Genomic DNA, 22,165 nt, shown 5'->3' with positions numbered 1-22,165 from the left:
CCGAGGGGGACAGCTGCTAGGCAGAGGATTGCCGCATGCGATCAACTGGGCAATCCAAGCGGTGACATGGCGCAAGCCATTGATATTGTTGTCAGATGTTTGAAAAGGAGATGAGCGAGGCTGGAGCGTTGCTTTGGCATATGCTCCGCCGGATTGCTTTTACCGATGAAGAGAGGGGAACGATCCAGATGGCTTTTGAAAAAGAAACGTTGTTTTGGAACGAAAAATTCGGTAGTGACGATTATACCTTGACGCGGTTGCCTTACAGCAAAGCTCCAAACTCCCTGGTGCCCAATGTGAAAACCGTTGGTGGTTCGCTTTCGGAGGAAGCGGCGCAGCGCGTCCTTCAAATGAGCAAGGGTGCTCCGCTGGCTGCTTTTATGATTTTGCTCGCTGGTGTTCAGGCACTCTTGCATAAATATACAGGAGTTTCAGACATTCTGGTCGGCATGCCAGTTGTGCGGAAAAAGGCGGAGACGCGTCGATCCGTTAATCATACGGTCATTTTGAAAAACTCGCTTTCGGTGGGGGCAACTTTTAAAACGCTGCTGAGCGAACTGAGGACTTCCTTGCCGGAAGCCATTCAGCATCAACATATTCCGTTCTTGAAAATGACGGAGAAGCTGGATCTGCAATATGCAGAAGGGATACCCTTCGTCCATACGCTAGTATCCCTTAAGGAGTTGCATCTGGACGAAATTGGGCAAAACGTGGTCACGGACTGTTCCTTTGAATTCAGTTTAACCGGCGGGACGATACAGCTAGCGCTGTCATATAACGAGCACTTATATGACTCCGAGTTCATGAATCGGGTCGTCGGCCATCTGAATCGCCTGCTGTCCGTGGGGCTTCATGAGCTGGAGCTGGACATCGTGCGAGCGGACATGCTGTCGGAGGACGAAAAATTTCAATTACTGCAAAGCTTTAACGATACCGAGAAGGACTATCCTCGTGATCAGACGATTCATCAGCTTGTGGAGGAGCAAGCGAAGCGTGTGCCCGAGGCGACGGCGGTTGTTTTTGAGGGGCAGCAGCTTTCATATGCAGAGCTGAACGAACGGGCGAACCAGCTGGCGCGTACGCTACGATCGGTCGGCGTGCTGCCTAATCAGTTGGTAGGCTTGATGGTCAGGAGATCGCTGGAGACGGTCATTGGAATTCTGGCGGTTCTGAAAGCTGGTGGTGCCTACGTGCCGATCGACCCGGAGTACCCGGAAGAACGTATCCGCTACATTCTTGAGAACTCAAACGCGCAGCTGCTGCTGACTCAAAGAGAGCTGTTACAGCAAGTCCCGTTCGAAGGGACCGTATTGGCGCTAGATGACAAGCAATTCTATAGCGACGATGGTTCCAACCTGGAGGCGGCCAGCGGTCCAAACGATCTTGCTTATGTCATTTATACGTCAGGTACAACGGGCAAACCCAAAGGGGTCATGCTGGAGCATCGTGGTTTGGTCAGCTTGAAGCTGATGTTCGCAGACAGGCTGGGCATCACGGAGCAAGACCGGATCGTTCAATTTGCGAGCTTGTCCTTCGACGCATCCTGCTGGGAAGTTTTCAAAGCACTCTATTTTGGCGCGGCTTTGTACATCCCGACGGCAGAGACAATTCTCGACACTCGTCTGTTCGAGAGTTATATGAACGAGCATGCGATTACGGCGGCGATTTTGCCTCCGACGTACAGCGCTCATTTGAACCCAGATCGTCTTCCCAGCTTAACAAAGCTTGTAACGGGAGGTTCGGCGGTATCAGCCGAATTCGTGCAGCAGTGGAAAGCGAAGGTTCACTATTTCAATGCTTACGGCCCTACCGAGGCTTCGATTGTTACGACGCTTTGGGATGCGGATGAGCAGCAGCCGGAGCGCAGAGTTATTCCGATTGGGCGCCCGCTGGCTAATCATCAGATTTTTATTTTGGATGCCCACCTGCAACTTGTGCCTCCGGGAGTGGACGGCGAGCTGTGCGTGGCAGGCGTGGGGCTTGCGAGAGGTTACCTGAACCAACCGGAGCTGACGGCAGAGAAGTTCGTGGAACATCCGTTTGCGCCGGGAGAACGTCTATACCGGACAGGAGATCTCGCCCGCTGGCTGCCGGACGGTAATATGGAGTACTTGGGCCGGATCGACCATCAGGTGAAAATCCGTGGATTCCGAATCGAGGTCGGTGAGATTGAAGAGCAACTTCTGAAGATCGACTCGGTGCAGGAGACGATTGTGATCGCGCGGGAAGGCAAAAGTGGGCAAGAACTGTGCGCTTACCTGGTCGCGAGCCTCCCTCTTACGCTCGGCGAGCTGAGAAGCGCGCTGGCGCAAAAATTGCCGAATTACATGATTCCGGCGCATTTTGTTCAGCTACCGCGGATGCCGCTCACGCCGAACGACAAAATCGATCGTAAGGCTTTGCCTGCCCCGGAAGGCAACGCACTGACCGGTGGCGCGTACGTAGCTCCCCGCAATGAAACTGAGCGAACGCTTGCTGATGTGTGGCAGGCGGTATTGAACGCCGATCGTGTTGGGGTAACGGATCATTTCTTTGAGCTGGGCGGAGACTCGATCAAGTCCATTCAAGTATCTTCGCGGCTTCATCAAGCCGGGTACAAGCTGGAAATCCGGGATTTATTCAAATATCCGACGATTTCACAGCTCAGCCTGCATGTGAAACCGATCAGACGTACCATCGATCAAGGCGAAATAACGGGTGAAACGGCTTTGACACCGATTCAGCATTGGTTTTTCGAGAGTTCCTTTGCGTACCCGCATCATTTCAACCAGTCGGTGATGTTTTATCGGAAGGAACGCTTCAACGAAGAGACAGTGTATCAGGTGCTGCAAAAGCTGGCCGAGCATCATGATGCCTTGCGCATGGTGTTCTGCAAGACGGAACAAGGGTTTAGTGCGTTAACCCGAGCGATTCAGGATGGTGGGCTGTTCACGCTGGACGTGTTCGACTTTAAGGATGCGGAGAATCCCACGCAGGTTGTGGAAGCGAAGGCAACGGGCATTCAAGCAGGCATCGATCTGGAGAACGGGCCCCTCATGAAGGCGGGACTGTTCCAGTGCGAGGACGGAGATCATTTGCTGCTCGCGGTTCATCATGCTGTGGTAGACGGCGTGTCTTGGCGCATTTTGATGGAGGATTTCGCTCTAGGTTACGAGCAGACTGGAAAAAGCGAGGAAATTCGTTTCCCGGCGAAAACAGATGCGTACCGCACTTGGTCCGAGCAGCTGGCTGCTTACGCGCAAAGTCCGGAGATAGCGAAGGAACGGGCCTATTGGCAGGCCGTGGAACAAATGGAGGTTCTGGCCGTGCCGAAGGATATGGAGGCGGACGTTACGACGCAGTATGACAGCGAATCGCTGTTTGTCCGTTTGACTCCTGAAGAAACGGAGCTACTACTGAAGCGGGTTCACCGTGCCTACAACACTGAAATGAATGATATTTTGGTAACGGCGCTCGGAATAGCCTTACACAAATGGACGGGGCACGAACGGGTGCGGATCAATCTCGAAGGACACGGACGTGAATCGATCGGAACGGATATCGACATCACGCGTACAGTTGGCTGGTTTACGACCAAGTTTCCGGTCGTACTGGAGCCGGAAACCGACCGAGATTTGGCATATCAGATTAAACAGGTCAAGGAAAACTTGCGTCGCATTCCGAACAAGGGGCTTGGGTACGGTATATGTCGCTATCTCTCGAAATCGGAGGATGGATTGGTTTGGAGCGCAGAGCCGGAAATTAATTTTAACTACCTCGGTCAGTTCGACGATGATGTCAACCAAGACGAGATCGGCATATCTTCTTATTCCAGCGGCAGCCCGGCTAGCGACCGGCAGGCCCGCAGCTTTGTGCTGGATATCAACGGTATGGTGCTGGACGGCGCTTTATCGCTCGATCTCAGCTACAGCCAGAAACAGTATCGCAAGGAAACGATGGAAGCCCTCGCTCAGCAACTTGAGCACAGTCTCCGAGACCTCATTATCCACTGTGCAGGCAAAGAAAACACTGAATTGACGCCTAGCGACGTTCAATTTAAAGGCTTGACCATTGCAGAATTGGAGCAAATCGCCCAGCGCTCGGGCCATCTCTCGGAAATCGAAAATATTTACTCACTTACGCCGATGCAGAAGGGAATGTGGTTCCACAGCGCGCTTGACCGGCAAACGTCAGCTTACTTTGAGCAGACGCGGTTTACGATGCGGGGAGCGCTCGACGTCAAGCTTTTTGAGAGGAGTTGGATGGAGCTTGCGAAACGTCATCTGGTGCTGCGGGCGAATTTTGTGAAAGGACCGGCGGGCGAGCCGTTGCAAATCATATACCGCGACAAGCCGGTCGGTTTTGAATATGAAGAGCTGCTTCATTTGCAGGTGGACGAGAAACAAGCTTACTTGGATAAAAAGGCCGAGGAGGACAAGCTTCGCGGCTTCGACATGGAACATGACGCGCTCGTTCGGTTCACGATCCTGCGCACCGAAGAGCAAAGCTATCATGTACTGTGGAGTTTCCAACATATTTTGATGGATGGCTGGTGCCTGGCTCAGCTGACACAGGAGCTGTTTGAGGCATACTCGGCCTTGACATCCGGCGAGCAGTCAGCGGGAGATAAGGGATCGGATTATGGGGCCTATATCGAATGGTTGGAGAAACAGGACGATCAGGCGGCATCAGCCTATTGGATGGGATTTCTGGCAGGTTATGAAGGGCAAACCGTACTCCCGGGACAAAAGGAACTGGCGCCCAACGGCAGATTTACGGCTGATCACGTCACCGCCGAGCTGGGCAAGGACTTGAGCGAGCGGATGGACCGGGTGGCGAAACAGCGCCTGGTTACGGTCAATACACTGTTGCAAGCTATCTGGGGCGTGATGCTGCAAAAATATAATGGAACAAACGATGCCGTATTTGGCAGCGTCGTGGCCGGAAGACCGGCGGAAATCCCGGGCATTGAGTCCATGATCGGGTTGTTCATCAATACGGTGCCGGTCCGGGTCACGAGCGAAGCGGACACCGTGTTCGCCGACCTGATGGCGAAGCTTCAAGAGCGGGCGCTGGAGTCCGGGCGTTATGATTACTATCCGCTGTATGAAATTCAGGCCCGCAGCGTGCAAAAGCAGAACCTGATCAACCATATCATCGCTTTTGAGAACTATCCGGTGGACGAGCAGATGGAGCAGGCGGGGGACCAGCAGCACGGCGACCTGACGATTGCTGATGTTCAGATGGAGGAGCAGACAAACTATAACTTCAACGTCACCGTCGTGCCGGGAGACGAGATTGAAATTCGGTTCGACTTTAACGCCGAAGTGTTTGATAAAGATAGTATTGAGCGGCTCAAGGGGCATCTCGTTCATTTGCTGGAGCAGGTGGCGGATAACCCGGAAATTACCGTGGGCGAGCTGGAACTTGTGACGGAGGAGGAAAAGGCTGATCTTCTCGGACGTTTTAACGACACCACCACGGAATTTCCACGCGGGAAAACGCTTATTCAATTGTTCGAAGAGCAGGCGGCGCGCATCCCGGATGCAGCTGCCATCTCCTTGAATGGGCAAGAGCTGACCTACCGCGAGCTGAACGAACGCGTTAACCGTCTTGCTCATACCTTGCGTAGCCACGGGATATCCAAAGACCGTCTGGTAGCTATTATGGCTGAGCGTTCCATCGAAATGGTGGTGGGTATGCTGGCGGCACACAAAGCTGGTTCGGCTTACGTACCGATTGACCCGGAATATCCCGAGGAGCGTATCCGTTTCTTGATCGAGGATTCGGGTGCGCAGGTCATGCTGACGCAAAGCCGATTGCGCGAGCGTCTGGCGGGTTCGGACTCCGTGATTTTCCTGGATGACGAGTCCTTCTATCACGAGGACCGCACAAATCTAAATCCGGGCAACGAAGCGACAGATCTGGCTTGCATCATCTATACGTCAGGCACGACGGGCAAGCCAAAAGGCAACCTTGTTTCGCACCGCAATATCGTGCGGATCGTGCGAAATACGAATTATATCGATATCACTGAGCGGGATCATGTACTCCAGCTTTCAAGCTATTCGTTCGACGGAGCGATTTTTGATATTTTCGGCGCTTTGACCAACGGTGCACGGTTGGTGCTGGTTCCCCACGAGACTTTGCTGGAGATCGGCCAGCTGGCGGATCTCATCCAGCGCGAGCGAATTTCGGTCATGCTGATTACGACGGCTTTCTTCAACGTCCTTGTGGATGTGAACGTCGACTGCCTGCGGGATGTCCGGGCGATTTTGTTCGGAGGAGAGCGCGTGTCGGTTGGCCATGTGCGTAAAGCGCTCGCTCATATCGGACCGGGCAGGCTCAATCACCTGTACGGCCCATCGGAAAGCACGGTTTATACCACGTACCTTCCAGTCGACTTTGTCGATGAGTCCGCGGTTACCGTACCCATAGGACGGCCGATCAGCAATACGACGGTGTATATCGTCGACAGCCAGAATAAACTTCTGCCGATCGGTGTGGCCGGGGAGCTGTGCGTCGGCGGAGAAGGCTTGGTAGGGGGCTACAATAACCGGCCGGAGCTGACGGCGGAGAAATTTGTGGACCATCCGTTTGTGCCGGGAGAGCGCATGTACCGGACAGGGGATTTGGCGAAATGGCTACCGGACGGCACGATTGAATACGTGGGGCGGACGGATGATCAAGTGAAAGTCCGCGGCTTCCGTATTGAGCTGGGCGAGATCGAAGCTCAGCTTCAGAAAGTGGAGGGAATTCGGAAAACGACGGTATTCGCGCGGGAAAACACCTCCGGAGAGAAGCAGCTTTGCGCCTATTATGAAGCGGACCGTGATCTTCCGGCGGCTGAGCTGAAGAGCGTGCTTTCCCAGGAACTGCCGGCCTATATGATCCCGGCTTACCTGATCCAGTTGGAGCGGCTCCCGCTGACGACGAACGGCAAGGTCGACCGCCGCTCCCTCCCGGCACCTGAGGAGAGCCTGCAGCCGGGCGAAGGACGTACTCCGCCTCGGACTCCGTTGGAAGCCAGCTTGGCTGAAATATGGAAAAGCGTGCTTGGATTGGAGCACATCGGAGTTCATGACAACTTCTTTGACTTGGGCGGCCATTCCCTGCGGGCAACGACACTGGTGAGCAAGGTGCATCAGGAGTTGAACGTCGAGTTGCCTCTGCGCGACGTATTCCGCTACTCAACGATCGAAGAGATGGCTCTCGCCCTCTCCCGGATTGAAGAGCAGTTGTTCTCGTCGATTCCGCTGGCAGACGAAAGAGCGTATTATCCACTTTCCTCAGCTCAGAAGCGGCTGTTTATCCTGAATCAGCTGGAAGGAGCCGATCAGAGCTATAACATGCCGGGAGTGCTGTTGCTCGAAGGATCGATTGACCATAGCCTGCTGGAGAAAGCTTTCCGCGGATTGATCAAACGTCATGAAACGTTGCGAACCGGATTTGAGATCGTACAAGGCGAAGCGGTACAGCGTATTTACGAAAGCGTTGATTTTGCCGTCGAGTGCCGTCATGCGAACGAGGAAGAAGCGTCTGCAGTCGTGCAGGCTTTTATCCGACCTTTCGACTTGGCGAAGCCACCGTTGCTGCGTGCCGAGCTCGTAGAACTGGCAGCCGATCGTTATTTACTGATGTTTGACATGCATCATATCATCTCCGACGGGGTTTCGATGGACGTGTTCGTTGAGGAACTCGTTCGTCTGTATGGCGGTGAGTCATTAGAGCCTTTGCACATTCAGTACAAGGACTATGCGGTATGGCAGCAATCGGACGAGCAAAAAGTGCAATTGAAACGTGAGGAAGCTTACTGGCTGGACCGTTACCAGGGCGAGCTGCCGGTTCTGGAAATGCCAACGGACTATCCGCGTCCTGCTGTACAGAGCTATGAGGGACATACGCTGACGTCCTTCGTGGATGAGGCAACGAACGAAGGCTTGAAGCAGCTGGCCGCTCAAAGAGGAGCGACGCTATATATGGTGCTGCTTGCCGCATATACCGTGCTTTTGCATAAATACACAGGTCAGGATGATTTGATCGTTGGCACGTCAATTGCGGGCAGAACGCACGGCGACATGCAGCCTTTGATTGGAATGTTCGTCAACACGCTGGCGATCCGCAATTATCCAGCTTCGGAGAAGACCTTCCTGTCGTATTTGGAAGAAGTGAAAGAAACGACCTTAGACGCTTACGAGCATCAGAATTATCCGTTCGAAGAACTCGTCGATAAAGTGCAGGTTAGCCGGGATTTGAGCCGCAACCCGCTGTTTGACACGATGTTCTCCCTGCAAAACCTGGAGGAGTCAGAGTTTGAGCTGGAAGGGCTGAAATTGTCCCCGTACCCTAGCGAATATGGTATGGCCAAGTTCGACCTGAGTGTGGATGTTACGGAAGAAAATGGCGGGCTGGAGTGCAACTTTGAATTCGCAACGGCTCTTTATAAAGAAAGCACGATCCGGCGGCTGTCGATTCATTTTGGACATTTGCTTGCGGCGATCGTAAGCCGTCCAGATGCGAAGATTGCCGAGCTGGACTTGCTGACGGCAGAGGAAGAAGAACAAGTTCTCAGTGCGTTTAATCCAGCGCAGCTAGAAGCGGCTCCTGCGGCTACGTTCCACCGGCTGTTTGAGAAACAGGCGGAGAGCACTCCGGAAGCTGAAGCTGTCGTGTACGAAAACGATCGGCTGACCTACACGGAGCTGAATGAGCGGGCGAACCGCCTGTCGGCAACGCTGCGCGCAAGTGGAATCGGCCGTGAGGAGATTGTTGGCATTCTCGCCGAGCGTTCGGTGGACCTGCTGGTGGCCGTGCTGGCCGTCTGGAAAGCGGGAGGGGCGTATGTACCGTTCGATCCTGATTATCCTGCAGACCGCGTGCGGTTCATGCTTGAAGACAGCGGAGCGAAGGTGCTATTGACGCAAACGCCGCTGCGAGAGCGTGCTGAAGCCTGGCTCAGCGAAGAGGAACTGGCACTGGCGACGGTGCTATATCTCGACGACGAAACGTCATACAGCGAAGACCGGGAGAATGCACCGCTTGACTCCAGCATGGTTTCCGGTAAAGTCTCCGGCGAGCTGACGGGTGCTGTGAACGGTGGTGGCGAAAGTCATCCAACTGATGTTGATGTTGTCGGTATGGACAGTTTCCATGAAGCCCGTCCTGAGGATTTGGCGTATGTCATCTACACATCGGGCACGACGGGCAAGCCGAAGGGTGTAATGATTGAGCACCGCAGCCTGGTGAACACGGCGGCGGGCTACCGGCGGGAATACCGGTTGGATCAGTTCCCAGTTCGGCTACTGCAACTCGCCAGCTTCTCGTTTGACGTGTTCGTGGGCGATATCGCACGGACGTTGTACAACGGCGGTACCATGGTCATTGTACCGAAGGACGACCGGATCGATCCGTCTCGTCTGCATCACTGGATAGAGCGGGAGCAAGTGACGATCTTTGAATCAACACCAGCACTGATCGTACCGTTTATGGAATATGTGCACGAACAGGGGCTGGATATAAGCGGGATGGAGCTGTTGATCACAAGCTCGGATAGTTGCAGCGTGGCGGATTACCGGACCTTGCAGGAACGTTTCGGCTCGTTGTTCCGCATCATTAACGCCTACGGCGTGACGGAAGCAGCAATCGACTCCAGCTTTTATGACGAGCAGTTGGCGAAACTGCCGCAGACAGGCCATGTGCCGATTGGCAAAGCGTGGCTGAATGCGAAACTCTACATTGTGGATGCGCATCTGAACCCTGTGCCAGTCGGCGTGCTGGGCGAGCTGGTCATCGGCGGCGTTGGGGTAGCACGTGGGTACTTGAACCGTCCAGAGCTGACGGAAGAGAAGTTTGTAGACAGCCCGTTTGTCGCGGGCGAACGGCTGTACCGCACGGGAGACTTGGCGCGGTGGATGGAGGACGGCAACGTGGACTTCATCGGGCGGATCGATAACCAGGCAAAAATCCGGGGTTACCGGATCGAGACAGGTGAGATCGAGTCGCAGCTGTTGCGGGTGGAAGATGTGCGCGAAGCGGTGGTGCTGGTTCGAAGTGATGCGAACGGGCAGAAGGCGCTGTGTGCGTATTACACACCAGATACCGGTGCGGAGCTGTTAGTGAACGATCTGCGCAGTGCGCTGGCGCAGGAGCTGCCGGGTTACATGATTCCGTCGTACTTCGTGGAGTTGGAGAGTCTGCCTCTGACACCGAACGGGAAAATAGACCGGAAGGCGCTGCCAGCGCCGGAAGGAGAAGCGGGAAGTGGAACGGAGTATGTCGCACCGCGGAATGAGCTGGAAATGAAGCTGGCGGTAATTTGGCAGGAAGTGCTGGGGCTTGCGAAGGAGATTGGTGTTCACGATAACTTCTTCGACATCGGCGGCCATTCCTTGCGGGCGACAACGTTGGTCAGCAAGATTCATAAAGAAATGAACGTGGATTTGCCGCTGCGCGACGTGTTCCGCCATTCCACGATCGAGAGCATGGCGGCCGTCATTTACCGGCTGGATGAGCAGACATTCGTTGCTATTCCGGTGGCGGATGACCGAGAGGTATACCCGCAATCTTTTGCTCAAAAACGTCTCTTTATCCTGAACCAGCTGGAAGGTGCGGAGCTTAGCTACAACATGCCGGAAGCGATGCTGCTGAAGGGTGCTTTGGACCGGGCAAGGTTTGAAGAAACGTTCCGTAAGCTCGTGGCGCGGCATGAAATGTTGCGCACAGGGTTTGAAATGGTGGATGGAGAAGCATCACAGCGGGTTTACCAGGACGTGAATTTTGCGGTGGAGTTCTATCAAGCGGATGAGCAAGAGGTCGAAGCGGTAATTCACGGTTTCGTCCGTCCGTTTGACTTGGCTAAGCCACCGCTGTTGAGGGTAGGCCTTGTTGAGCTGGCTCCGGAACGCCATATTCTGATGTACGACATGCATCATATTATTTCTGACGGCGTTTCGATGGAAATCCTTGTTGAAGAATTCGTGCGCTTGTATGGTGGAGAGCAATTGGAGCCGCTGCGCATTCAGTACAAAGACTACACCGTTTGGCAGCATTCGCAGGAGCAGCAGGAACGGCTTCAGCATCAGGGGGCGTATTGGCTGGACATGTTCCAGGGCGAGCTTCCAGTGCTGGAAATGCCGACCGACTATCCACGTCCGGCTGTACAGAGCTATGAGGGCCAAACGATGGAGTTTTTCTTCGACGCTTCAAAAACCGACGGCCTGAAACGGTTGGCTTCGGAAACGGGCACGACGCTGTTTATGGTGCTGCTTGCGGCGTATAACGTGCTTTTGCACAAATATTCAGGTCAGGAAGACGTGATCGTTGGTACGCCAATTGCCGGAAGGAATCATGGAGATGTGCAGCCGTTGATCGGGATTTTCCTAAACACGCTGGCAATTCGCAGTTATCCGTCTTCGGAAAAAACATTCCTGTCATATCTGAACGAAGTCAAAGAAACAACTCTGCATGCCTTTGAGCATCAGAACTATCCGTTTGAACAATTGGTGGACAAGGTGCAAGTCACCCGTGATTTAAGCCGTAATCCGCTCTTTGATACGATGTTTACGATGCAAAATACGGAGAACGAACAATTTGAGCTGGAAGGGCTTCGCCTGATTCCTTATCCGAGCGTACTGGATACTGCGAAGTTTGATATCAGCTTGGATGTGGGCGAGGAGAACGGCGGGTTGGATTACAGCTTTGAATATGCGACGGCTCTTTACAAAAGGGAGACGATTGAACGGCTGGCAAAACATTATGAGCAGCTGCTCGTGACAATTGTAAACCGTCCAGATGCGAAGATTGCCGAGCTGAACTTGCTGACTGCAAAGGAAAAAGAACAAGTTCTCGGTGCGTTTAATCCAGCGCAGCTAGAACCGGCTCCTGTGGCGGCGTTCCACCAGCTGTTCGAGGAACAGGCGGAACGCACACCGGAAGCGGAAGCTGTCGTGTACGAGAATAACCGCCTAACGTATGTGGAGCTGAACGAGCGAGCGAACCGCTTGGCGGCTATGCTACGCACAAGCGGCATCGGCCGGGAGTCAATCGTTGGCATTCTCGCCGAGCGTTCGGTGGAGTTGCTGGTAGCCGTACTGGCCGTCTGGAAAGCGGGCGGGGCCTATGTACCGCTCGACCCGGATTATCCGGCGGACCGGGTGCGGTTTATGCTCGAAGACAGCGGAGCGAAGGTACTGCTGACACAAACGCCGCTGCGAGAGCGTGCCGAATCCTGGCTCGGCGAAGAGGAACTGGCACTGGCGGCGGTATTGTATCTCGATGACGAAACGTCATACAGCGAAGACCGAGCGAATGCACCAATGGACTTCGGACAAGGCTCCAACAGTGCTTCCGATCGAGTCTCCGGCGAGCTGACGGGTGCTGTGAACAGCGATGATCCGAGTCATCTGAAGGTTGCTGGCTTGGACAGCTTCCATGAAGCTCGTCCAGAGGATTTGGCCTACGTGATCTACACGTCAGGTACGACGGGTAAGCCGAAGGGTGTAATGATCGAGCATCGTAGTCTGGTGAACACGGCAGCGGGTTACCGACGGGAATACCGATTGGATCAGTTCCCGGTAAGGCTGTTGCAACTCGCTAGCTTCTCGTTTGACGTGTTCGTGGGTGATATCGCGCGGACGCTGTATAACGGAGGCACGATGGTGATTGTGCCTAAGGAAGACCGGATTGATCCGTCTCGTCTGCACCACTGGATGGAGCGGGAGCGGATCACCATCTTTGAATCGACGCCGGCACTGATCGTACCGTTTATGGAATATGTGCACGAACAGGGGCTGGATATAAGCGGGATGGAGCTGTTGATCACAAGCTCGGATAGTTGCAGCGTGGCGGATTACCGGACCTTGCAGGAACGTTTCGGCTCGTTGTTCCGCATCATTAACGCCTACGGCGTGACGGAAGCAGCAATCGACTCCAGCTTTTATGACGAGTTGTTGGCGAAACTGCCGCAGACAGGTCATGTGCCGATTGGCAAAGCGTGGCTGAATGCGAAATTCTACATCGTGGATGCACATCTGAACCCTGTGCCAGTCGGCGTGCTGGGCGAACTGGTTATCGGCGGAGTCGGCGTGGCGCGCGGGTATTTGAACCGTCCAGAGCTGACGGAAGAGAAGTTTGTAGACAGTCCTTTCACCGCTGGTGAGCGGATGTATCGCACGGGAGATTTGGCGCGGTGGATGGAAGACGGCAACGTGGACTTCATTGGCCGGATCGACAACCAGGCAAAAATCCGGGGTTACCGGATCGAGACGGGTGAGATTGAGTCGCAGCTGCTGCGGGTGGAAGGCGTGCGTGAAGCGGTAGTGCTGGTTCGAAGTGATGCGAACGGTCAGAAGGCGCTGTGTGCGTATTACACACCGGATACCAGTGCGGAGCTGTTGGTGAACGATCTGCGCAGTGCGCTGGCACAGGATCTGCCGGGTTACATGATCCCGTCGTACTTCGTGGAGCTGGAGCGCTTGCCTCTGACGCCGAACGGAAAGATGGACCGGAAGGCGCTGCCAGCGCCGGAAGGGGAAGCGGGAAGTGGAACGGAGTATGTCGCACCGCGCAATGAGCTGGAAATGAAGCTGGCGGTGATTTGGCAGGAGGTGCTGGGACTTGTGAAGGAGATTGGCGTTTACGACAACTTCTTCGACATCGGCGGCCACTCCCTGCGAGCGACGACACTAGCGGGCAAGGTATTTAAGGAACTAAACGTCAACCTCCCGCTGCGCGACGTATTCCGTCACTCCACGATTGCGGCGATGGCCGATGCGATTGCCCGGATGGAACGGCGGGAGCATGAGGCCATTCCTCAAGCGGAAGAGAGAGAGTACTACCCTCTGTCCTCCGCGCAGAAACGGCTGTTTATTCAGCACACGCTGGATGGAGCGGATCAACTTTACAACATGCCGGAACTGGTGCAGGTGGAAGGCAAGTTTGATTTAGACCGGTTGGAAGCCGCATTGCGGAAACTGATAACACGGCATGAATCGCTGCGCACCGGTTTTGAAATGGTGAAGGGCGAAGCGGTTCAGCGGATTTACCCGCAGGTCGATTTTGCTATTGAGCATCATCAAGCGGATACAGAGGATGCAGCTCAAGTTGAGCAGATCGTCCGCAACTTCGTTCGTCCGTTTGATCTCGGCAAGCCGCCGCTGCTGCGCGCCGGAGTCGTCGAACTGGAGCCGAACCGGTATATTCTCCTTTTCGATATGCACCATATTGTGTCGGACGGCGTATCGATGGCGATTGTGATGGATGAGTTCTCGAGTTTATACGCCGGGGAAGAACTGCCGCCACTACGCATTCAATATAAGGATTATGCCGTTTGGCAGCAGTCGGAGGACCACCGAGAGCGGATCGGAAGGCAGGAAGCGTACTGGCTGCAAACCTTTGAAGGCGAGCTGCCGACGGGGGATCTGCCGATGGACTACGAACGTTCTACAGTTCGCAACTATGAAGGCGCGCATCTGGAGTTCGATGTCGATGCTTCTCTCTCTGCGCGACTGCGTGAATTGGCGGCCGAGCGTGAAAGCACGCTGTACATGATACTGCTTGCGGCATATACCGTGATGCTGTCCAAGTACAGCGGGCAGGAAGACTTAATCGTGGGCACCCCGGTGGCGGGAAGAACTAACGCCGATTTGGAGCCGGTCATCGGCATGTTTGTTAATACACTGGCGCTCCGCAATCGTCCGTCAGGCGAAAAAACTTTCCTGTCCTACCTTGATGAAGTGAAGGAAACGGCGTTGGGAGCTTTTGAGAATCAGGATTATCCATTCGAGGAGCTCGTGGAGCGTTTGAATGTTAAGCGGGAGCCTGGCCGCTTCCCACTGTTTGATGCCGTTTTCGACTTGCAAAATATCGAAGAACGAGACGCCGAACTGGAAGGGGTCAGCCTGAAGAATTACGAGCTTGACCAACTGGAAGAAGCGAAGTTTGATCTGACGTTGTTTATGTATGAAAACGAAGGGGCGCTGAGCGGGGGCTTTTTCTACGCCACCAAACTGTTCAAAGAAACGATGATCCGCACCTTAACCGAGGATTACCTGCGGGTACTTTCTCAAATTGCGGAAAATCCACAACTTGAGCTAAGCCGGATTGAATGTCATAAACCGGCGGCAGGCGCAAAGAGTGCCGTCGATACGATCGAATTCGCGTTTTAATATTACAAGCGCGCTCCGCCGTCAAGCGAAAGTGGTGCGCATCCCAAGGAAGACGTCGAACAACTTGCAAGTCCGTAAATCAAGCCCGTAAACGCGCAGGCCGAAAGCAAGCTCTTTAGGACCTGCGCCGGGGCATGCGGTCACTTCATTTTTAAGGGAGGTACGAATGAAATCTTTATTTGAAAAGGAAGAACGTTACTGGAGCAGCAAGTTTGACGACGATGACAGCCTGAGCTTCCTTCCCTACAGTCAATCCTCCAAATTATCTGCGGGCGGCGAAGCTGCGGCAGAGCCGGCCTTGCTTCACCGTACCCTGCCGAGTGAACTCTCGGAGAGAATCATTCGCCTCGCCAATGGTTCGGATCTGGCTTTGTACATGATTGTTTTGGCAGGAGTAAAAAGCCTGCTGTTCAAATATACAGGGCAGGATCAAGTACTGGTCGGCATGCCTTCTTATAGCGCGGACCCGGACGTGACTCAGCCGCCGCAAGACATCCTGGTGATCAAAACGTCCGTAAGCAGCCAGACTACGCTGAAAACGCTGCTCGGGGGCATCAAAGCTTCCATCGGCGAGGCGCTGGAGCATCAGCATCTGCCTTTTCGGAAAATGGTGGAGCCGCTCCATCTGGACTATACAGGGGAAGGAGTCCCAGTCGTCAACACCGTCGCATCCTTCGCCCCGATTCATCCTGAACCGCTGGGTAACCGGGTGGCGGCCGATACGGATTTTCGATTCGACCGCCAAAACGACTCTATCGAGCTAGAAATAAGCTTTGACGGGAATCGATACGAGCGTGCATTTGTGGAACAGACGGCCGACCACCTTGTTCGGCTTCTGTCCGTGCTTGTATTTCAGCCGGATCTGGAGCTTGGACAAGCCGATGTGCTTTCCCCGGACGAGAGGGAGACGTTGCTGAATCGATTTAATGATACCGAAACCGGGTTCGAGCGGGGGAAAACGATTCACGGTTTGTTTGAAGAACAGGCGGAGCTTTACCCGGACAACGTGGCCGTTGTCATGAACGAACGGCAGCTGACCTACCGCGAGCTGAACGAGCGATCCAACCGTCTTGCGCGCAGGCTGAGGGAGACGGGAGTCGCAGCGGACCAGCTGGTAGCGATTCTGGCCGAACGCTCACTCGATATGGTTGTCGGCATACTGGCGATTCTCAAAGCGGGCGGGGCCTACGTGCCTGTAGATCCCGACTACCCGGAGGAGCGCATCCGCTTCATGATCGAGGATTCGGGAGCACCGTTATTACTGATTCAAAAGCATCTGCACGGTAAGACCGACTTCGCAGGAACGCGCCTTGAAATAGATGATTTCGTTTGGGGCGACAGCGGGGCGAACTCGGAAGGTGCGCTGGACGCTTCGAATCTGGAGCCAATTTCCGGTCCGGAGAACCTGGCATATGTCATCTACACATCGGGAACGACTGGCAAACCCAAAGGCACGTTGATCGAGCATAAAAACGTTGTGCGCCTTTTGTTCAACGACAAGAACCTGTTCGACTTTGGGCCGTCCGACACGTGGACGTTATTCCATTCGTTCTGCTTCGATTTTTCCGTCTGGGAGATGTACGGAGCGCTTCTAAATGGAGGAAAGCTGGTTATCGTACCGCCGCTTACGGCGAAAAATCCGGCCGAGTTCCTGGCACTGCTGAGCCGCGAAAGTGTCACGATTTTGAACCAGACGCCAACATATTTCTACCAGCTGCTGCGTAAGGTCTTGGCGGATCATCCATACGATCTGCGGATTCGCAACGTCATTTTCGGCGGCGAAGCGCTTACTCCGCTTTTGCTCAAGGGCTTCAAGACGAAGTACCCGGAGACAAAGCTGATTAATATGTACGGAATTACCGAAACGACGGTTCACGTGACGTATAAGGAAATTACGTGGGTCGAAATGGAGGCGGCGAAGAGCAATATCGGCAAGCCAATCCCAACACTGAGGGTTTATGTCCTGGATGAAAACCGCCGCCCTGTGCCGATTGGCGTAGCGGGCGAAATGTACGTGGCCGGGGAAGGGCTTGCGAGAGGATACCTGAACCGTCCGGATTTGACGGCGGAGAAGTTCGTTGATTCCCCGTTTGCGGATGGGGAAAAACTGTATCGCTCAGGCGACTTGGCGACTTGGCTGCCGGACGGCAACATTGAATACCTCGGCCGAATCGACCATCAGGTCAAAATCCGCGGATACCGGATCGAGCTGGACGAAATTGAGACGCAGCTTCTGAACGCCCGGGGCGTGGAAGAAGCGGTGGTACTCGCCCGGGACGACGCGAACGGCCATAAGCAACTTGTTGCTTATTACGTCGCGGAAACAAAGCTGGCGGCGAATGAACTCAAGGAGCAGCTCGCCCAGCAGCTTCCGGGGTATATGATTCCTGCGCATCTTGTGCAGCTTTCGCAGATGCCGCTGACTGCTAACGGAAAAATCGACCGCAAAGCTCTGCCGGTGCCGGAGGAAGCTGCGGCTGTAGGAGCGGAATATGTTGCGCCGAGAACACTGCTCGAGATGAAGATCGCCCGTGTCTGGCAGGATACACTTGGCATTCCACAGGTCGGCGTAAAGGATAACTTTTTTGAGCTGGGCGGCAATTCCTTAAGTCTGATGAGGCTCGTTCAAGCCGTTTACGATGAAACGGGCATCGAGATACCGCTGAATCGCCAATTCCATCATGTAACCGTTGAAGCCATGGCTTTTGGAGAGGAGGATCTGGGCCTGGATAAAGGGGGAGATTCCTTCATTAAGCTGAATAAAACAGGGGATCTGAACGTGTTCTGCTTCCCTCCAGGCAGCGGCTTCGGCATCGGTTACCGAGAGCTTGCAAGCAGGCTAGACGGCCGATTCGTGCTTTACGGCATTGATTTTATAGACGATGTCATCGATTACGAGGCCATGCTGAACCGTTATGTGGATGAGATTGTTCGCATCCAGCCGGAAGGACCTTACGTGCTGCTCGGTTACTGCTTCGGAGGCAACCTGACGTTCGAAGTAGCCAAAATTATGGAAAGAAGAGGGTATTCCGTAACGGACTTGCTCATGGTGGACTCGTGGATTAAGGACACACTCACACCTTATGAAACGTCTGAGAAAGAGCTTGAAGAAATGCTTGCGGATTTCGACGAAGAAGAAAAGGAATTAATGAGCAATCCACTCGTGCGGGAGCGTGTTCATCGGAAAATCAAAGCCACCTTGACGTACGAAGCGCAGCTTATTAATTCAGGCACGATAACTGCCCGGATTTACGAACTGATTGCGAAGGACAGCGAAGCGTTCCGCCTGGAGCACCAGTTGCCCTCCTGGCAGAGGGCAACGACGCAAGCTTACGCCGATTACCGGCTGGAGGGCGCACACGAGGAGTTACTGGAACTTGCGCGTGTGGACGAAACGGCCGTTGTCATCCGTGACATCTTAGTGCAAATCAAGCGGCAGATCAAAGCGGAGGCCGGGGTCCTGCATGGGAGCTGACCGGCAGACGTCTGTTCAAGAACAAGGCACAGCGGCGCCTTCCAAGCGCCGAACCGCTTATGCCACCTGGAAAGCGTTCCGCTGGCTGATGTCCTATGTAAGCCGTCACAAAGGCTGGATGATCGTCGGTATCCTGTCCGCAATTGCCGCCGCGGTTATTGAGATATGGACGGGGCGTTTGGTCGAGCAGCTGACCACACAAGCCGAGAATGGGGCGGGGCCAATCGTTTTGCAGATCGTGTACACGGTCTTTGTGGTCATCTTGATCGGTGTGCCGGCGAAGTTTTTCATGAGCTTTGGTGTGGAGCGAAGCAGTGCCTCTGCGGTGCAGGATATCCGCAACCATGTCATGCGTCATATCGGCAAACTTCCGGTCCCCTATTTGGAAAAGCAGCACTCCGGCGACGTATTGTCGCGGATCAACAACGATCTGCAGCTCATCCAGCAATTTATGATTCGGGACCTCGCCCAGTGGTTTTATCATCCGCTATTATTTATCGGCTGTTTCGCTTATTTGATGTATCTCCAGTGGGAGCTGATGCTGTACAGCCTGCTGTTATTTCCCGTGGCACTGCTGGTTTCCCAATGGATCGGCAAGCAGTTGGAACAGTTGACAGAGGAAGCCCAGGCGAACATGGGCCGAATGAACGTCAACCTCCAGGATACGCTTGGGGGGATGCCTATTGTGAAAAGCTATCTGCTATCTGGTATGTTATCTCGCTCCTACCAAGTGTTGCTGCAATTGACGGCTCAAAAAAAGCTGGCCGTGAAAAAGCGGGAAGCCTGGGTCAATCCGCTGCTTTCTACGCTGATGATCAGCCCGATCATTTTCGCCGTCAGTTACGGTAGCTATTTGATCTACAACGGGCAGTTAGCCGCGGGAGAACTAATCGCCTTCCTGTACTTGCTTAATCTGTGCCTGGAGCCGCTGGAGCATATTCCCGAGCTCATCACGCGCACGTTCGAAATGACCGGTGCCCTGAGAAGGGTCTCCGAAATCGTCGAGCAGCCGACCGAAACGGAGAATGGCCGTTTGCTTCCAAAAGCGAGCGCCGCTCCCATCCAGTTTCAGAACGTAACCTTCGGGTATGAAGAGAGTTCTCCAATTCTGCGGAATGTTAGCTTCTCGGTGCCGGAAGGCAAGACGATTGCACTTGTCGGAGCGAGCGGCGGAGGGAAGAGCACGGTGTTTAAACTGGTATGCGGCTTTTATCCACTTCCGGAGGATAAGGGTGAGATCCGCGTGTTCGGAAGCCTGATCCACGGCGCTGATCCAGAGCAGCTTCGGTCGCATTTTTCCGTGGTAACCCAAGATTCATATTTGTTTAGCGGTACAATCGCCGAAAATATCGGCTATGGGCGGGAAGAAGCGTCGATGGACGACATTATCGAAGCCGCCAAATCCGCTCAGGCTCATTCTTTCATTATGCAGCTTAAGGACGGTTACCAGACATATGTCGGAGAGCGCGGCGGGTTTTTGTCCGGTGGGCAACGCCAGCGCATTGCAATGGCCCGGGCTTTTCTGAAGGATGCTCCCGTTCTGCTGTTGGACGAGCCCACATCGGCACTTGATCCGGAGTCGGAAAGCGCGGTTCAGGAAGCGCTGGGCGTATTGATGAAGCAGAGAACAACCATGGTTATTGCCCACCGGCTTTCTACGGTACAAAACGCCGATGAAATCTGGGTTATGGAACAAGGAAGTATTATCGAAAAGGGCACTCATGAACAATTGCTCGAGAGGAAGGGACTGTACGCCCAGTCGTACTACCAGGAGTTTACCGAGTCTGCCGAACGCAGGGAGGTGTCGTACACATGAAAAAGGGCGGATGGCTCTCGCAAGTGAAAGAACTCGGCTACTTGCTGACGTTTATGAACCGCAAGCGCAAAACCCAGTACGCGATTGGCCTTGCTGTAACGGCGCTCACCCAGACATTGTTTCTGGTCGCCTTCAGCATGGTCGTACATAACTTGGTTGATTTCGCCGTTTCCCGAGATACGTCCTTGATGGTGGAAGCCTTTATTATTTTGGGCGCGGCCCTGTTCCTGGAAAATATAATTTCTCCCTGGTTCATTTACTTATACCAGCGCAGTGTCGAGCTGACTGTGCTGAATATCCGCAAACGTCTTTATGACAAGCTGTGCCGGGTGCGGCCGAGATTCCTGGAGCAGACGCACCATGGGGACTTGCTGTCGCGGGTGAACAACGACGTAACGACCGTTGAGTTTACATTCTCGCAGGTTTACTTCGTTTTGCTGCTTCAAGTTGTCTTCTGCATCGGCTCTATTGTCTCCATGGTGGTGATCGATTGGCGGTTTGCCGGCGTATCCTTCGTCATTCTGCTGCTGTCCTCTCTGGTCAGTCTGAAATTTGCACGGGATATTCGTGCCTTGTCCGAACAAGGCTTGCAAACGCTCGGTAAAATGACCGAAAAATTCAAAGATTTTATGGGCGGCATTCAAATTGTGAAGCTGTTCCGCATCCGCACGATTTACGGCCAGTACGAGGCGTTGAACGAACAAATGACGCAAACGCTTCGGCAAACGGCGAAAAAGAACGGTATGCAGGCTGCAGTGAACCATTTTATCAGCTACGTCACGTTCTGCGGCATCATCGTCATCGGCAGTCTTCTTTATGCCTACGGATTGATGGGAATGGGAAGTGTCGCCGCTCTGGCAGTTTTGCAAGTGAACCTGACGCACGCCTTGTTGAACTTGGGGATGGTTCTGTCGATGACCCAAAATTCACTCGCGGGCGCTCACCGGATTCAAGAGGTACTAAGCGAGGAAGAGGAACCGGAGCGTCTGGGATCTTCTCGTAGCGAGCTTGTATCGGAGGCTGCGGTGGAGTTTCGCGATGTGGAATTTTCCTATCAGGCGGATAAAAAGGTACTTGTCGACATGTCCATGCAAGTGTTTCCTGGTCAGGTCGCTGCAATCGTAGGAGCCAGCGGCAGCGGCAAAAGTACACTGATCAAGCTGCTGCTCGGCTTTTATCCTGTGGACAGCGGAGATATCCTGCTCCAGGGCAAACCGTTCGGACATTACACGCTGGACGAAATCCGCAGGCAGATTGCATACGTTCCGCAGGAGCCGTTTTTGTTTACCGGCACGATTGAGGAAAATATCCGGTATGGCAATCCGGATGCAACGGATGAAGAAGTGGTTGAAGCGGCCAAAGCGGCGTACGCTCACCATTTCATTCAGGAACTTCCTGAACAGTATAAAACGCCGGTGGGAGAGAGAGGAGCATCGTTGTCAGGTGGACAAAGGCAGCGAATTGCGATCGCCCGGGCGATTCTCAAAAACGCCCCGATTCTGCTGCTGGACGAAGCAACTTCTGCATTGGATAACGAATCCCAGCATTGGGTACAGCAAGCTCTGAACGTATTGATGAAGGGGCGCACCACCATTCTGATTGCGCATCGTCTCAGCACGGTGGAACATGCGGATTTGATTACGGTCATGAATCAAGGAACGGTCGTCGAACGGGGCCGCCATCAGGACCTGTTGGCGCTCGGAGGTTATTACGCGCGGCTGTACGGATAGA

The 22,165-nt window shown here is 54.0% G+C and carries 4 protein-coding genes; all 4 read left to right on the top strand.

Features of this window, described 5'->3' with window-relative positions; genetic code table 11:
• The first annotated feature begins 95 nt into the window (after positions 1 to 95).
• The 4 genes from QNO02_RS26420 to QNO02_RS26405 all read left to right on the top strand — a co-directional run bounded on the left by QNO02_RS26420 (position 96) and on the right by QNO02_RS26405 (position 22,164).
• Positions 96 to 15,143 (top strand): non-ribosomal peptide synthetase, encoded by a 15,048-nt coding sequence (locus QNO02_RS26420; protein ID WP_289390445.1) that lies wholly within the window; start codon positions 96 to 98, stop codon positions 15,141 to 15,143.
• Between the two features lie 166 nt (positions 15,144 to 15,309).
• Positions 15,310 to 18,618 (top strand): non-ribosomal peptide synthetase, encoded by a 3,309-nt coding sequence (locus QNO02_RS26415; RefSeq protein ID WP_289390444.1) that lies wholly within the window; start codon positions 15,310 to 15,312, stop codon positions 18,616 to 18,618.
• The gene (locus QNO02_RS26410; protein WP_249913249.1) at positions 18,608 to 20,434 is read left to right on the top strand and encodes an ABC transporter ATP-binding protein; all 1,827 of its coding nucleotides are present in this window, start codon (positions 18,608 to 18,610) and stop codon (positions 20,432 to 20,434) included. The genes QNO02_RS26415 and QNO02_RS26410 overlap by 11 nt, the downstream gene beginning before the upstream one ends.
• Entirely contained in the window at positions 20,431 to 22,164 is a 1,734-nt protein-coding gene (locus tag QNO02_RS26405; protein WP_289390443.1) for an ABC transporter ATP-binding protein, read from the top strand. Before QNO02_RS26410 ends, QNO02_RS26405 begins: the two co-directional genes overlap by 4 nt.
• Position 22,165: the final 1 nt, after the last annotated feature.

The sequence above is a fragment of the Paenibacillus sp. PK1-4R genome, assembly GCF_030369595.1.
Classification (GTDB): domain Bacteria; phylum Bacillota; class Bacilli; order Paenibacillales; family Paenibacillaceae; genus Paenibacillus.
Note: the sequence above shows the minus strand (reverse complement) of the source record. Positions and strands in the feature narration are given on the sequence as shown.